Consider the following 13,308-nt stretch of genomic DNA (forward strand, 5'->3'; position numbering starts at 1 on the left):
CGTCGTGTCCTTCCTCGGTCAGGCGGTGGGTGAGGCGGGCGCCCAGTCGAAGGGCGGGTCGGGGATCTCCTTGCGCAGGACGCTCGCGACCTCGTTCTGGAAGCGTTCCAGGGAGTCGCGGTGCTGGGTGTCGGTGAGTCCGCCGGCGTCCGCGTGGAGGTGCAGGACGGTGTGCCCGAACTCGGCGTGGTAGCGGTGGACCTTCTCGATGACCTGCTGAGGGCTGCCGATGAGCGCGGAGCTGCGCTCGACGAAGTCCTCGACGGTCTCGAACACGACGGGCAGTCCGGCCCTGCGCTGGAAGTCGAGGGTGCTGTCGAAGACGGGCCGGTAGGTCTCGACGGCTTCCTGCGAGGTCCGCGCCACGTACAGCCCGGCCGTACCGGCGCCGACGGCGATCGCCGCCGGGTCGTGCCCGTAGTGCTCCCACCGCTCGCGGTAGTGGCGGATCAGCTCGGCGTACGGCTCGATGGGGTTGGTGACGTTCGCCGAGAACAGCGGGTCGCCGTAGCGGGCGGCGAGGTCGACGGACTCCTTGCTGGTGGCGCTGCCGTGCCAGACCCGTACGGGCCGCTGGTAGGGCCTGGGCCAGACCTCGGCGTCGGTGAGGGGCGGGCGGAAGCGGGTGTCGGCGGTGACCTTGTCCTGCCGCCAGAGCTGCCGGAACACCTCGTAGCTCTCGGCGTTGCGGTCCCACTGGTCCTCGGGGGTGACCTGGAACAGCTCGCGCTGGGCGGCGCCGTTGCCCTTGCCGATGATCAGGTCGAGGCGGCCGGCGGAGAGGTGGTCGAGGGTGGCGTAGTCCTCGTAGGCGCGGACCGGGTCGAGGAGGCTGAGGGTGGTGACGGCGGTGAAGAGGCGGATGCGGCGGGTGAGGGCGGCGATGTGGCTGAGGACGACGGTGGGCGAGGAGGAGATGAACGGGCGTTCGTGCCGCTCCCCCACCCCGAAGCCGTCGAAGCCGAGTTCCTCGGCGAGCAGCGCGTTGTCGAGGACCTCCCGGAACCGGTCCTGCGTGGACTTCTGGACGCCGGTCGTGGGGTCGGGGCGGTGGACGATGAGGGTGATCGCGAGGAATTTCACGATGCCGCCCGGGTGTCGCGCGCCGCGTCGGGGTGGGCGAGGCCGAGGTGGTCGCGCAGGGTGGTGCCCTCGTAGTCGGCGCGGAAGACGCCCTGTTCCTGGAGGAGCGGGACGACCTGGTCGGCGAAGTCGTCGAGTCCGCCGGGGGTGATGTGGGGGACGAGGATGAAGCCGTCGGCGGCGTCCGCCTGGACGTACTCGTTGATCGTGCGGGCGACGGTCTCGGGGGTGCCGACGAAGTTCTGCCGGTTGCCGGTCTCGATGACGAGGTCGCGGATCGACCACTTGTTGGCCTCGGCCAGCTCCCGCCATTCGCGGGCGGTGGCGAGCGGGTCCCGGTACATCCGGACCTGGGCGCGGCCCCGGGAGATGTGGTCGGCGCTGACGTCGGGATCGATCTCGGGCAGCGGGCCCTCGGGGTCGTACGCGGAGAGGTCGCGGTTCCACACGAACTCCAGGTGCTTGAGCGCGGTGGCCCCGCTGACCTGCTGCCGGCGCACCTCCTTGGCGGCTTCCTCGGCCTGCGCGTCGGTGTCGCCGAGGACGAACGTCGCGGCGGGCAGGATCAGCAGCTGGTCGGCGCGGCGGCCGTACTTGGCGAGGCGGCTCTTGACGTCCCGGTAGAACGCCTGGCCCTGGTCGAGCTGTGCGTGGCGGCTGAAGATGGCGTCGGCCTCGGCGGCGGCGAACTCGCGGCCCTCCTCGGAGTCCCCGGCCTGGAAGATCACGGGGCGGCCCTGGGGGCTGCGCGGGACGTTGAACCGGCCGTGGATGTCGAAGTGCTGCCCGGTGTGGACGAAGGAGCCGGCCTTCGCGTCCCGCAGGAAGGTACCGGTCGCCTGGTCGGCGAGGATCTCGTCGCCCTGCCAGGAGTCGAACAGTTCGTGGGCCGTGGCCAGGAACTCCTGGGCGCGGGAGTAGCGCTCGCCCTGCGGGAGGAAGCCGCCGCGCCGGAAGTTCTCGCCGGTGAACGCGTCCCAGGAGGTGACGACGTTCCACGCGGCGCGGCCGGCGGAGAGATGGTCGAGGCTCGCGAACTGCCGTGCCACCTCGTACGGTTCGTTGAACGTCGAGTTGATCGTGCCGGTCAGGCCGAGGCGGTCGGTGACGGCGGCGAGCGCGGCGAGGACGGTGAACGTGTCCGGGCGGCCGACGACGTCCAGGTCGTAGATCTGGCCGCCCTGTTCGCGCAGGCGCAGGCCCTCGGCGAGGAACAGGAAGTCGAACTTGGCGCGTTCGGCGGTGCGGGCGAGGTGCGCGAAGGAGCTGAACTCGATGTGGCTGCCCGCCTGCGGGTCACTCCAGACGGTGGTGTTGTTGACGCCGGGGAAGTGGGCGGCGAGGTGGATCTGCTTCAGCGGCTTGCTCATCGTCGGTCTCTTCCTCGCGTTCAGACAGCTGCGTAACGGTTGGCGGGACGGGTCAGGCCGAGCAGTCCGCGCAGGGTGTCGGCCTCGTACGCCTCGCGGAAGGCGCCGCGCCGCTGGAGTTCGGGGACCAGGCCCCGGGTGATGGCGGGCAGGTCGTGTCCGGCGACGGCGGGGCGCAGTCGGAATCCGGTGAGGCCGGCCGTCTGGAACTCCTGGAGCAGGTCGGCGAGTTCGGCGGGGCCGCCGGCGAAGATCCGTGCGTCGCTGGTGTAGGGCTCGCCCGCGAGTTCGTCGAGCCGGGCCCGGCGTGCCCGCGCCTCGGCGGGGTCGTCGTCGAGGAACACGACGAGGTCGGCGAAGACGTGCAGCGGGTCGGCGGCCCGGCCGGCGGCCTCCTGTTCGGCGCGTATCTCCTCGACGACGGCGCGGGCCTGCCCGGTGTCGTGCGGGGTGACGAAGCCGACGTCCGCCGCGCGCGCCACCAGCCGGTAGGGCACCGTCGCGTGCGCGAGGGCTGTGACGAGGGGCTGGCCCTGGGGCGGGCGGGGGGTGATCGAGGGGCCCTTGACGCTGAAGCGGCGGCCCTCGAAGTCGATGTAGTGGAGTTTCTCGCGGTCGACGAAGCGGCCGGTGGCGGCGTCGCGGATCTCCGCGTCGTCCTCCCAGCTGTCCCACAGGCGCCGGACGGCTTCGACGTGATCGGCGGCCTCGTCGAAGAGGTCGGTGACCAGGGCGTGGGTGGCGGGGTCGTGGTGGTCGTACGACTCGATGCGCTCGATCGTGCGGCGGCCGAAGTGGGCGGCCTCGTTCGGGCGGGCGGTGATCTGGACGCGCAGGCCCGCGCGGCCGGTGCTGACGTAGTCGAGGGTGGCGATGGCCTTGGAGATGTGGAAGGGCTCGGTGTGGGTGGCGACGGTGGTGGGGACGAGGCCGATGTGCCGGGTGAGGGGGGCGACGCGGGAGGCGATCAGGACCGCGTCCAGCCGGCCCCTCACCTGGTCGGTGCGGTCGTCGGGGTCGAGGAAGCGGGAGGACTGGGGGCCGAGGCCGTCCTCGATCGTCACGAAATCGAGGAGGCCGCGCTCGGCCTCGGTGACCAGGTCGGTCCAGTATCCGGCGGTGAACAGGTCACGGGGGCGGGCGACTTGCTCGCGCCAGGAGGCGGGGTGCCAGCCGGTGCCGTCTAGGGCGACCGCGAGGTGCAGGGGTGCGGGAGATGAAGGGGACACGGGTGGAGTGCCTTCCTGGAGGTCCGTACGAGAACGCCGGGCCCGCCCGGGACTCGGGCTTCGGCGGCAGGGCTGGGGCGGGGCAGGGGGTGCTGGGGGCTGGCTGGGGTCAGCTACAGAGCGCGCCGGCCACGCGCAGGAGGTCGATGTGGGGCCGGGAGTGGAGGTGCGCGGCGTGGCGTATGTGTATGTCGGTCACTGCCGTCCCCCCTTCGTCCTCGCTCTGTGCGGCCCGATCGTGGCTCTCATCCGTCACAACGGGCCGTTCGCCCGCCGTGTTCCCGATTCCCGAGAAATTCTCGAACTTTTGTGCGAAATCGATTCTGCGCACCGCGGCACCGCAGTCACGGGCAGTCATGGGGTGAACTCCGCCGGAGTCCGCACCTCCACGATCCGAGAGGACCGCCGCAGCTCGAACCCGATCGACTCGTACAGCCGGATCGCGTCCACGTTGTCCGCAGCGGCATGCAGGAACGGCGTGTCCCCCCGCTCCCGGATCCCGAAGGCGACGGCCCGGATCAGCCGGGTCGCGAGCCCCCTCCCCCGATACGCGGGATCGGTGCAGACCGCGCTGATCTCCGTCCACCCGGGCGGCTTGAGCCGCTCCCCGGCGAGCGCGACCAGCCGCCCTTCGCGCCGGATGCCGAGGTAGGCGCCGAGCAGGATCGTCCGCCGCAGATACGGCCCCGGCCGGGTACGCCCGACGAGGTCCAGGATCTCCGGCACGTCGTCCACCCCGAGCCGCACGGCCTCGGCATCGGGCTCGGCCCGCAGCGAGGCGCCGACGAGCTGGACACCCCGCCCCGCCCGGATCAGCTCCCAGCCGTCGGGAACGACGTCGACAGGCTTGACACGTACGGCTGTCGCGGCCCCCGCGAGCCGGTGCAGGTCGGTCCACGCGGCCGGGTCGGCGGGGTCGTCGAGCGCGGCGAAGGCGTAGACGTCGGCGGGGTAGCGGGCGGCCCGGCCGAGGCGTTCGGCGAGGTGGGCGTGGGGTCCGTCGAGGGCGGTCCAGATAGCGTTGTCGAGCGGGTGGGGTGCGGTGGCGAGAGCCGGTGTCGCACTCTCGGCCGGGGCTCCGCCTCCGCGGGGGTCGTCCGGGTGGGTCACGGATGCGAAGTCCTTTCGGTCGGAGGGAGGGTGACGGTGTGTCAGGAGTTGGTGAGGGGCAGGCCGGGCGGGTTGATCTCGGACTTGGTGACGGCCTCGTTGGCGAGGTTCCAGGTGTCGAGCCAGGTGGCGTACTGGCCGTTGTCGATCAGGTAGTTGATGGCGTCGGCGATCGGCTTGGCGAGGCCGCTGTCCTTCTTGGCGGTCGCCGCGATGAGGCCCTGGAGGGTCGAGCCGGCGCCGGAGTAGGTGCCCGCGATGGCCGTCGGCGAGGGGGACTTGGCGGTCTGGGTGACGTGGTAGGCCAAGGGCGGGTTGGGGCCGAGGTAGGCGTCGATCTTGCCGCTGTTGAGGGCGAGATAGATGCTGTTGCTGTCCTGGAAGTACTTGATGGTGAGGTTCTTGCCTTCCGCCTTCAGCTTCTTCTGCCATTCGAGCAGCAGGCGTTCCTGGTTGGTGCCGGCGCCGACGGTGACCGTCTTGCCCGCGAGGCTCTGGTAAGTGCCGTCGAACGTCCAGGAGTTGGACTTGAGCTTCTCGAAGCCGAGGTTGTCCTCGCGGTAGGAGGCGAACTCGTACTTCCGCTTGCGTTCCTCGGTGTCGGTGATGTTCGAGAAGCCGACGTCGACCTTGCCGCTGTCGATGCCGACGAAGAGGTTCTCCCAAGTGAAGCGCTTCGTCTCGGACTTGAGGCCGAGGACGGTGGCGACGAGGCGGGCGAGGTCGGGTTCGGCACCGGTGAAGGTCTTCTGGTCGCTGCCGACGAAGCCGAGCGGCGGGGAGCTGGAGGGGAGGGAGCCGCTGCCGATGACGAGCGTGCCGCGCTTGCGTATCGCCTCCGGGACCTCGGCGCTGATCGACTTCACCTCGGAGAGCTTCACCGTCGTCTCCTTCGCGGCCCCGTTGGAGACGCGGCCGATGGTGACGGAGCCCGAGGAGTCGGCGGCGGTGGTGGCGGCCTCGCTGTCCCCGCCGCAGGCGGCGAGCCCGCCGGCGAGGGAGGCGACGGCGGCCGTCGCGGTGATGCCTCGGATCAGGGCACGTCGGGAGAGGGGCGCGGGCATGGCTGTCCTTAGGGATGAGTGGGTCGTGCGTGGGTCAACGGGGTTGATTCGAGAGCGACTTGGCGCGTGGAGGGCCCTGGTTCAGAGGACCTTGGCGAGGAAGTCCCGGGTCCGTTCGTGCTGCGGCTTGTCCAACACCTGTTCCGGCGGGCCCTGTTCGACGATCTTCCCGGCGTCCAGGAACACCACCCGGTCGGCCACCTCGCGGGCGAAGCCGATCTCGTGCGTGACGATGAGCAGGGTGGTGCCGCTGGTCGCCAGGTCCTTGATGACGGCGAGGACTTCACCGACCAGTTCGGGGTCGAGCGCGGAGGTCGGCTCGTCGAAGAGGATGACGCCGGGGCGCAGCGCGAGGGCGCGGGCGATGGCGACGCGCTGCTGCTGTCCGCCGGACAACTGCCGTGGATAGGCGGCCGACTTGTCGGCGAGGCCGACGCGGTCGAGGAGTTCGCGGGCGAGTTCCTGGGCCGCGGGTCTGGCGAGGCGGCCGGTGGCGGCGGGCGCGGCGGCGACGTTGTCCAGCACGGTGAGGTGCGGGAAGAGGTTGAAGTTCTGGAAGACGAAGCCGATCCTGGCACGCTGGGTCAGGATGGCGCGCTCGCTCAACTCCCGTAGCCGGTCGCCGTGTCGGCGCACGCCGATGAGTTCGCCGTTGACGCTGACGTAGCCGCGTTCGGGTTTCTCCAGGTGGTTGATGACGCGCAGGAGCGTGGACTTGCCGGAGCCGGACGGGCCGAGCAGGGCGGTGACTTCGCCGGGCCGGACGGTCAGGTCGATGCCGTCGAGGACCTGGTGGGTGCCGAACCACTTGTGGACGCCGTGGAGTTCGACGGCGGCGGGCGCGGTGGCGGTGGCGGCGCTCATACGGCGGCCTCCTTGCGCAGGCGCTCCCGGAACCGGCCGAAGGCGGACCGGAGTTGCTGGAGCGGGGTGGGCGGGAGGGTGCGGGTGGCGCCGCGCGCGTAGTACCGCTCGACGTAGAACTGGACGACCGAGACGAGGCTCGTGAGGATCAGGTACCAGACGGTGACGACGAGCAGCAGCGGGACGATGTCGCCGGGGTAGGTGGAGCCCATGGTCTGCGCGGCGCCGAACAGGTCGAGCAGGGAGACGTAGAAGACCAGCGAGGTGGCTTTGACCAGGCCGATCAGCTGGTTGACGTAGTTCGGCACGATCGAGCGCAGGGCCTGCGGGAAGACCACCCGGCGGAACTGGTAGCCCTTGGGGAGGCCGAGGGCGGCGGCGGCCTCGTGCTGGCCCTGGTCGACGGAGAGGATGCCGCCCCGGACGACCTCGGCGGCGTACGCGGCCTCGTGGAGGCTGAGGCCGACGACGGCGATGACCATGTCGGTGGCGAGGCGGGACTCGTCGAAGGTGAAGAAGGCGGGGCCGAAGGGGACGCCGACGCTCAACGTCTGGTACAGGGCGCTGAAGTTGTACAGGAACAGCAGGATCACGATGAGCGGCACCGAGCGGAACGCCCAGACGTAGGTCCAGCTCACGGCGCGCAGCACCGGGCTCCTCGACAGCCGGGCGAGGGCGAGGAGGATGCCGCCGAGCAGGCCCGACGCGGCGCTGTAGGCGGTGACCTGGAGGGTGATGAGGAGTCCGTCGAGGATGGTCGGGCGCAGGAACCAGTAGCCGAAGCGGTCCCACTGGTAGAACGGGTTGGTGACCAGGCCGTGGACAAACTGGGCGGCCAGGACGAGGACGATCGCGGTGGCGATCCAGCGTCCGGGTCGGCGCAGTGGCTGAACTCGCTGTGCGGTGAGGGCTTTTGACGGTACGTCGGGTGGCGGTGCCGTGGCGAGGGACACGGCGCCCGGTGATTCGCTCATGAGGGGCTCCGGCGGGAGGCGGACTACCCCGGGGTCACGGGCGCACGGCTGCGACGGAAGGTCGGCGCGCGACGGCCGCGTACGGTACCGGGGTTGAGGGCGGCGGGCGGCGCACCGCGTGGGCGGTGGCCGGCGAGGGCGCTGCGGTCGGGGTCGGCTTCGAGGTCAGACCCGACAGCGGGCTCGGCCCGGTGCGGTACACAGTGCGCTGCTGACGCGCAGGAGATCGACGGCGCGGTTCGCGACGAGGTGGCTGAGGTACGGGCGTACGCAGCCCCGGGAGCGGCGGGGCGCCGTCCTGGGAGCTGCGTACATGTCGTCCTCTGCTTCTGCTTCGGGCGGCGGCCTGGCGGCCGGCGGAAGAGGTGCGGCGCGGGAGCCGGAAGACTGTTCCGGTTCGCAGAGTTAAGCCAGTCGGTCGGGGCCTTGTCAACGCCCGTCCACGGGTCGGACCGGATCAGCCCTGGTGGGTGCGGTCCTCTTCGCTGCGGTACGCCGCCCAGTCCAGGATCTGGACAGCGGAGCCGGCGGCTTCGAGGCCCTGGCAGCGGGCGCGGTGGCGGCGGTCGATGCCGTCGAGGTCGAGGTGGGTGCCGAAGGCGGGGTGGGCGGTGAGGCGGCGGGCGTAGGACCACAGGGCGTCATGGGCGGCGACCCGCTGGACGGCGGCGGCGTCGAGGTGGTGGCGGTGGACGGTGTCGAGCTGGACGAGGGTGACCCACAGGTCGACGTCGGCGGCGGTGATGTGATCGCCCGTCACATACGGCCCCGTGGCGAGGAGTTGCTCCAGGCGGTCCAGCACGCGGACCAGGTCGTCGAGTGCGCGTCCCGGCTCCGGTACGCCCGCGTCACCGGCGAGTTGGGCGGAGCGCTCGGCCTCGGCGCACAGCCGTACCACCGTCTCGGCCTCCCGCTCGGTGCCGCACGGGTGCAGGGAGGGGCGGCCGCCGCCGAAGTGGCGGGCCAGGTCGCGGGCGATGTCGGGGCCGTGGGTGGAGACGATCCGGCCGGACCAGTCGTCGCTGAGGACGGGCGCGAGGGCGGGGCCCCGGTAGCGGTGCGCGCTCGCGTCGTACAGCGGGCGCAGGCTCGCGTGGCCGCCGTCGGGACAGTCGGGGACAGCGGGCAGGAAGGTGACCGGACACGCCGCGCCGAGGCGCAGCAGGCCGTGGGTGACGGCGATGCGCAGGCCGTCGGGGTCGGCGGTGGACAGGTGGAGGCGGTAGCGGCGCGGCACCGCGTAGTGGCCGCTGCGGGCGTCGTGGCCGATGCGGCCCCGGAAGGCGGGGGCCGGATGGTCGCAGGCGTGGGCGGCCGGCTGGGCGATGGACATGGGTCTCCCCGGAGGCGGGCGCGCGGGGACGTGCGCGCGGCGGCGGTTTGCGGCGTCGGAGGGGGGTGGGACCTGGGAGTGCCGGGGTCAGCGTTGTGCGCTGCACACGCGCAGCAGGTCGATGTGCCGGCGGGAGGTGAGAAGGGGCGACGACCAGGCCGTGCGGCTCGTCCGGCTGGCGATCGGCTCCAGGCGCCCCATGATTCCCTACCCGTTCACTAGGATTCCCCGTTCGAGTGTCGGGCGGGGCACCGGGGGCGTCAAGGGGGCGTCCGAGGACTGAGTCGGGGAGAACCGGATTCTTGGCAGCGGACATGTCGATCTCGTTTCCGGGGGAGCGGAATTCGGTAGGGGGAACGGCCTCGCTTTTCACATACGTGGAGTAGCGTTCTACTCATGAGTGCCGTCCCCGTAGAACCGGTCGAGTCCCCGGAGCCCGCCTGGCGGCAGCGTGCCGTCGAGCGGTCCACCCGGGCCGCGAAGCTTCGCGCGGAACAGCGCGTGCAGCGATTCCTCGACGCCGCGCAGGAGTTGATCGCCGACAAGGGCACCACCGACTTCACCGTGCAGGAGGTCGTGGAGCGTTCGCGTCAGTCGCTGCGCAGTTTCTATCAACACTTCGACGGTAAGCACGAGTTGCTGCTCGCCCTCTTCGAGGACGCGCTGTCGAGGTCGGCCGGGGAGATCCGCGAGGCCGCCGCGGCGGGCCGGGATCCCCTGGAGAAGCTGCGGATCTCGGTCGACCTCCTCTACCACTCCTCCGAGCCCAAACCCGGTGCGCAGTCCCCCCTGTTCACCGACTTCGCCATCCAGCTCCTGGTCACCCACCCCGACCAGGTCGCCACCGCGCACCTGCCGCTCCTCGGCTTCTTCACGGAACTGGTCGAGGAGGCGGTCGCCGCGGGGCAGGCGGTGGCACCCAAGCCCCGCCGGATCGCCTCGCTCATCATGCAGACGGCGATGTTCACGGCCCGCGCGCCCGCCGCTCCCGTGGGCGCGCACCCCTCCCCCATCTCGGCGGAGGAGGTCTGGTCGTTCTGCCTCGGCGGCATCACGGGCGCACCGGCCGCGCCCGCTCCGCCGGCCAAGAAGACTCCGGCCCGCAAGCCGGCCACACCCCGGGGCACGACCGCGAAGTCGCCCGCCGGTACGAAGTCCCCCGCCGGTACGACCTCGGCCGCCAAGTCCCCTGCCCGCAAGCCAAGTCCGGAGACCGCGCCCCAGAACTCCGCCTGACCTGACGCCGGATCACAGCCCCCGCGAGACACACTTCGCGGGGGCTTTTCGCTGGGCGCGAGGGGGGGTGCGCGGGGAGTTCGCAGCAGGACCGGGGCAGGGGCAGGGGAGAAGTACGGCTGGGGAGGACCAAGGGCCGGGGGAGGCAAGGGGCGGGGGCCAGGGTGGGCCGGGGCCAGGGTGGGCCGAGGGCCAGGGGTCGGGAGCCGAGGCCGAGGAGAGCCCGGGGCCGAGGGGGGTGGGGGCCAGGCGCCGGGGCCGGGGAGGAGGACGGCCGGGGAAGACAGGGGCCGGGGTGGGCCGGGGGCCGGGAAAGGCCGGGGTGAGTCGGGAACCGGGGAGGGCCAGGGAGCGGGGCCAAGGAGGAGGACGGCCGGGAAGGCCAAGGGCCCGGGAAGACAAGGTGCGGGGGCAGGGGTGGGCCGGGCACCGAGAAGGGCCGGGGTGGGCCGGGAGCCGGGGAGTGCCAGGGAGCGGGAGCTGGGGGACGAGGAGAGCCCTGGGCCAAGGAGGGCCAGGCGTCGGGGCCGAGGAGAGGTGGGGCTTGGGGAGAGTAGGGCCCCGGCCCCACCTCACCCCCGAGACCGCCCCCACCCGGCAGCCCCACTCTCCCCGGGCCCCGGTCCCATGCCCCGTCGGACCGGGCCGGGGCTCTGACGGGGCCGGGGGCTCAAGCCGTCGGGACGTCGGGCGGAGGACCTTGAGTGAGCAAGGTTCCGCGAAGGCCGATTCCGAAGGCGGTGGTCCACATGTCGCACGGCACAGGTTCCGCCGCAGCCCTCGGACTCCCCCGGCGGGCCCCGCACACCGACCAGCCGGACCGGACGACGCGCCTCGCGCGAGCTGCCCGCGCCGCCGGCCGCCGACGGGGGCGCCGTGGGGGTACGGCGCAGCGGCGGCAGGCGAACGCGTCCTCCGGTCCGGCCTCCCGGCCCCGCCCGCATGGGGCCGCCCCGGTCCCTCCGGCGACCCCATGCGGAGCGCGGGCACTCACCGCCCTCCCGAAACACCCGGCACCCGACACCGGAGCGCGGGAACACTCCCGCCCCTCGTGGCCCCCGGCACCCCCGACCCCTCACCCCCGTTCCACCACCGAAGGACCCGCCATGCCCTTCCCCCCTCCCACCACCCACGGCCTGACCACGACGGACGGGCCCGGGCCGGCGCGTAGCTGGACCGTGGCCACCGCGAAGCCCGTCAGCTACCGGGTCCGGTTCGCCCCCGGTGTTCTGGACCCCCGTAATCCCGCCCTCGCCCTCGCCGGACTTCCGGACGGGGAGGGGACCCCGGCCCGTCGGCTGCTGGTCGTCGAGGAGGACGTGGACGTGCTGTACGGCGCCGCGCTGCGCGCCTACTGCGAGGCGGCGCGGCACGCGTCGTACACGGTCCACGTGCTGCCCGCGCACGAGCGGCTGAAGACGATGGACTCGGTGTACTCCGTGGTCGACGCGATGGACCGGTTCGGTCTGGACCGCCGGCGCGAGCCGGTCGTGGCGATCGGCGGCGGTGTGCTGCTGGACATCGTGGGCCTCGCGTGCAGCCTGTACCGGCGCAGCACCCCGTACGTCAGGGTGCCGACGACGCTGATCGGCCTGGTGGACGCCGGGGTCGGCGCGAAGACCGGCGTGAACTTCGGCGCCGGCAAGAACCGCCTCGGCACCTACCACCCGGCCACCGAGACGCTCCTCGACCCGGCGTTCCTCGCGACGCTGGACGAGCGGCACATCGCCAACGGCCTGGCCGAGATCCTGAAGATCGCGCTGATCAAGGACCGCGACCTGTTCGACCTCCTGGAGAGCAGCGGCGAGCGGCTGCTCGCCGGCCGCTTCCAGACGGACGGCCCGCTGCGGACCACGGCCCACCACGTCCTGGCCCGCGCGGTGCACGGCATGCTCGAAGAACTCCACGACAACCTGTGGGAGCACCGGCTCGAACGGGTCGTCGACTACGGCCACTCCTTCAGCCCGACGCTGGAGATGCGGGCCCTGCCGGCCCTGCTGCACGGCGAGGCGGTCAACCTCGACATGGCGTTGACCACCGTGATCGCGCGCGGGCGCGGCCTCATGACGGACCGTCAGTGCACGCGTGTCCTGGACACGATGCGCGCCCTGCGTCTGCCGGTCCACCACCCCCTGATGGAGCCGGAGTTGCTCCGCTCCGCCCTCGCGGACACCGTCCGTCACCGGGACGGCATGCAGCGGCTGCCGCTGCCGGTCGGCATCGGTGACGCGGTGTTCGTGAACGATCTGACGGATCGTGAGATCACCGGCGCGGCCGAGAAGTTGGCGCGCGCCGCGAAGGAGGTGCGTTCCCATGCGTGACGCACTGGTAGTGGCCGATGTGCACGCCCCCGCCGTGGTGCACGGCGTGCACGACTCGGACGGGATCTCCCGCTGGTCCTGCCTGGCCCGGCGGACCGCCCTGCACGGCGGCTGGGAGGCCGTCGAGTGGGCGTGGCTGCCGCCGGGCGGGGTCAGCGGGGAGCATCTGCACTCCCGTACCGAGGAGTTGTACTTCCTGCTCCGTGGCCGGGGTGAGATCCACCTCGACGGCACGGCGCATCCGGTGCGCGCCGGGGACGCGGTCCTCACCGGGCTCGGTTCCCGGCACGCGCTGCACAACACCGGGCAACGGCCGCTGTCCTGGCTGGTGGTGGAGTTGCCCGCCGTCTTCCCGCGGCCCCGCCGGCCGCACGACGAGAAGGAGGCTTCCGTGAACAGCGTCGTCGTCAGGGATCTGCGCTCCCACGGTCCGCTGGACGCCCAGAGCGTCCTGACCGGTCCGCTGCGCACGATCCGCGTCCAGGACCTGCCGCCGCACGCGGGCGTGGAGTTCGCGGCGCGCGGCACCGAGCACACGGTGTTCGTGCTGAGCGGCACGGGTGTCGCCCGCACCGCCGACCGCGAGGTCCGCCTCGCCTCGGGGACCGCGCTGACGCTGCCGCTGGGCGGGTCGGTGCGGCTGTGGGCCGGGGACGGCGGGCTGGAGTTCTTCCACGCCGTCCTGGACGTCCCGCTGCCGGCCGAGCGCCGGCTCGCGGCATAG

The 13,308-nt window shown here is 72.2% G+C and carries 13 protein-coding genes; 3 read left to right on the forward strand and 10 right to left on the reverse strand.

Translation table 11 applies throughout. From position 1 onward, the window contains the following. Window positions 1-18: 18 nt before the first annotated feature. From ACLZOT_RS22285 to ACLZOT_RS22330, 10 genes are all read right to left on the reverse strand, one after another. A complete protein-coding gene (locus ACLZOT_RS22285) occupies window positions 19-1,083 on the reverse strand; it encodes an LLM class flavin-dependent oxidoreductase (protein ID WP_416970760.1) in 1,065 nt (354 codons plus the stop codon). Continuing rightward, complete coding sequence (locus tag ACLZOT_RS22290; RefSeq protein ID WP_416970761.1) at window positions 1,080-2,453, reverse strand: NtaA/DmoA family FMN-dependent monooxygenase; 1,374 nt, start codon at window positions 2,451-2,453, stop codon at window positions 1,080-1,082. Before ACLZOT_RS22290 ends, ACLZOT_RS22285 begins: the two co-directional genes overlap by 4 nt. 20 nt (window positions 2,454-2,473) lie before the next feature. Next, complete coding sequence (locus tag ACLZOT_RS22295) at window positions 2,474-3,682, reverse strand: LLM class flavin-dependent oxidoreductase (RefSeq protein ID WP_416970762.1); 1,209 nt, start codon at window positions 3,680-3,682, stop codon at window positions 2,474-2,476. Window positions 3,683-3,791: 109 nt separating this feature from the next. Continuing rightward, the gene (locus tag ACLZOT_RS22300; protein ID WP_355863841.1) at window positions 3,792-3,881 is read right to left on the reverse strand and encodes a putative leader peptide; all 90 of its coding nucleotides are present in this window, start codon (window positions 3,879-3,881) and stop codon (window positions 3,792-3,794) included. 155 nt (window positions 3,882-4,036) lie between these two features. Further along, window positions 4,037-4,792 (reverse strand): GNAT family N-acetyltransferase, encoded by a 756-nt coding sequence (locus tag ACLZOT_RS22305; protein ID WP_416970763.1) that lies wholly within the window; start codon window positions 4,790-4,792, stop codon window positions 4,037-4,039. Between the two features lie 41 nt (window positions 4,793-4,833). Further along, window positions 4,834-5,856: a transporter substrate-binding domain-containing protein gene (locus tag ACLZOT_RS22310; protein WP_416970764.1), complete on the reverse strand. Its 1,023-nt coding sequence runs from the start codon at window positions 5,854-5,856 to the stop codon at window positions 4,834-4,836. Between the two features lie 81 nt (window positions 5,857-5,937). After that, a complete protein-coding gene (locus ACLZOT_RS22315) occupies window positions 5,938-6,720 on the reverse strand; it encodes an amino acid ABC transporter ATP-binding protein (protein WP_416970765.1) in 783 nt (260 codons plus the stop codon). Then, window positions 6,717-7,694, reverse strand: coding sequence for an amino acid ABC transporter permease (locus ACLZOT_RS22320; protein ID WP_416970766.1), 978 nt, complete (start codon window positions 7,692-7,694; stop codon window positions 6,717-6,719). The genes ACLZOT_RS22315 and ACLZOT_RS22320 overlap by 4 nt, the downstream gene beginning before the upstream one ends. A gap of 457 nt (window positions 7,695-8,151) precedes the next feature. Continuing rightward, complete coding sequence (locus ACLZOT_RS22325) at window positions 8,152-9,027, reverse strand: glutathione S-transferase C-terminal domain-containing protein (protein WP_416970767.1); 876 nt, start codon at window positions 9,025-9,027, stop codon at window positions 8,152-8,154. Between the two features lie 87 nt (window positions 9,028-9,114). Further along, the gene (locus tag ACLZOT_RS22330; RefSeq protein ID WP_355863829.1) at window positions 9,115-9,228 is read right to left on the reverse strand and encodes a putative leader peptide; all 114 of its coding nucleotides are present in this window, start codon (window positions 9,226-9,228) and stop codon (window positions 9,115-9,117) included. Window positions 9,229-9,423: 195 nt separating this feature from the next. Here ACLZOT_RS22330 and ACLZOT_RS22335 point away from each other — a divergent pair, with 195 nt between their 5' ends. The 3 genes from ACLZOT_RS22335 to ACLZOT_RS22345 all read left to right on the forward strand — a co-directional run bounded on the left by ACLZOT_RS22335 (window position 9,424) and on the right by ACLZOT_RS22345 (window position 13,308). Next, window positions 9,424-10,263 carry a TetR/AcrR family transcriptional regulator gene (locus tag ACLZOT_RS22335; RefSeq protein WP_416970768.1) on the forward strand — a complete coding sequence of 280 codons (840 nt, stop codon included), beginning with the start codon at window positions 9,424-9,426 and terminating at the stop codon, window positions 10,261-10,263. Window positions 10,264-11,369: 1,106 nt separating this feature from the next. Next, a complete protein-coding gene (locus ACLZOT_RS22340) occupies window positions 11,370-12,584 on the forward strand; it encodes a sedoheptulose 7-phosphate cyclase (protein ID WP_416970769.1) in 1,215 nt (404 codons plus the stop codon). Beyond that, window positions 12,577-13,308, forward strand: a complete 732-nt coding sequence (locus tag ACLZOT_RS22345) for a cupin domain-containing protein (RefSeq protein ID WP_416970770.1) — start codon at window positions 12,577-12,579, stop codon at window positions 13,306-13,308. The genes ACLZOT_RS22340 and ACLZOT_RS22345 overlap by 8 nt, the downstream gene beginning before the upstream one ends.

The sequence above is a fragment of the Streptomyces sp. 4F14 genome, assembly GCF_048159485.1.
GTDB lineage: Bacteria > Actinomycetota > Actinomycetes > Streptomycetales > Streptomycetaceae > Streptomyces.

Excerpts from the sequence above, each read along its gene's own strand:
- ACLZOT_RS22290 (WP_416970761.1), bottom strand. The coding sequence starts at position 2,453 with ATGAGCAAGCCGCTGAAGCAGATCCACCTCGCCGCCCACTTCCCCGGC.
- ACLZOT_RS22310 (WP_416970764.1), bottom strand. The coding sequence starts at position 5,856 with ATGCCCGCGCCCCTCTCCCGACGTGCCCTGATCCGAGGCATCACCGCG.
- ACLZOT_RS22315 (WP_416970765.1), bottom strand. The coding sequence starts at position 6,720 with ATGAGCGCCGCCACCGCCACCGCGCCCGCCGCCGTCGAACTCCACGGC.
- ACLZOT_RS22320 (WP_416970766.1), bottom strand. The coding sequence starts at position 7,694 with ATGAGCGAATCACCGGGCGCCGTGTCCCTCGCCACGGCACCGCCACCC.
- ACLZOT_RS22325 (WP_416970767.1), bottom strand. The coding sequence starts at position 9,027 with ATGTCCATCGCCCAGCCGGCCGCCCACGCCTGCGACCATCCGGCCCCC.
- ACLZOT_RS22330 (WP_355863829.1), bottom strand. The coding sequence starts at position 9,228 with ATGGGGCGCCTGGAGCCGATCGCCAGCCGGACGAGCCGCACGGCCTGG.
- ACLZOT_RS22335 (WP_416970768.1), top strand. The coding sequence starts at position 9,424 with ATGAGTGCCGTCCCCGTAGAACCGGTCGAGTCCCCGGAGCCCGCCTGG.
- ACLZOT_RS22340 (WP_416970769.1), top strand. The coding sequence starts at position 11,370 with ATGCCCTTCCCCCCTCCCACCACCCACGGCCTGACCACGACGGACGGG.
- ACLZOT_RS22345 (WP_416970770.1), top strand. The coding sequence starts at position 12,577 with ATGCGTGACGCACTGGTAGTGGCCGATGTGCACGCCCCCGCCGTGGTG.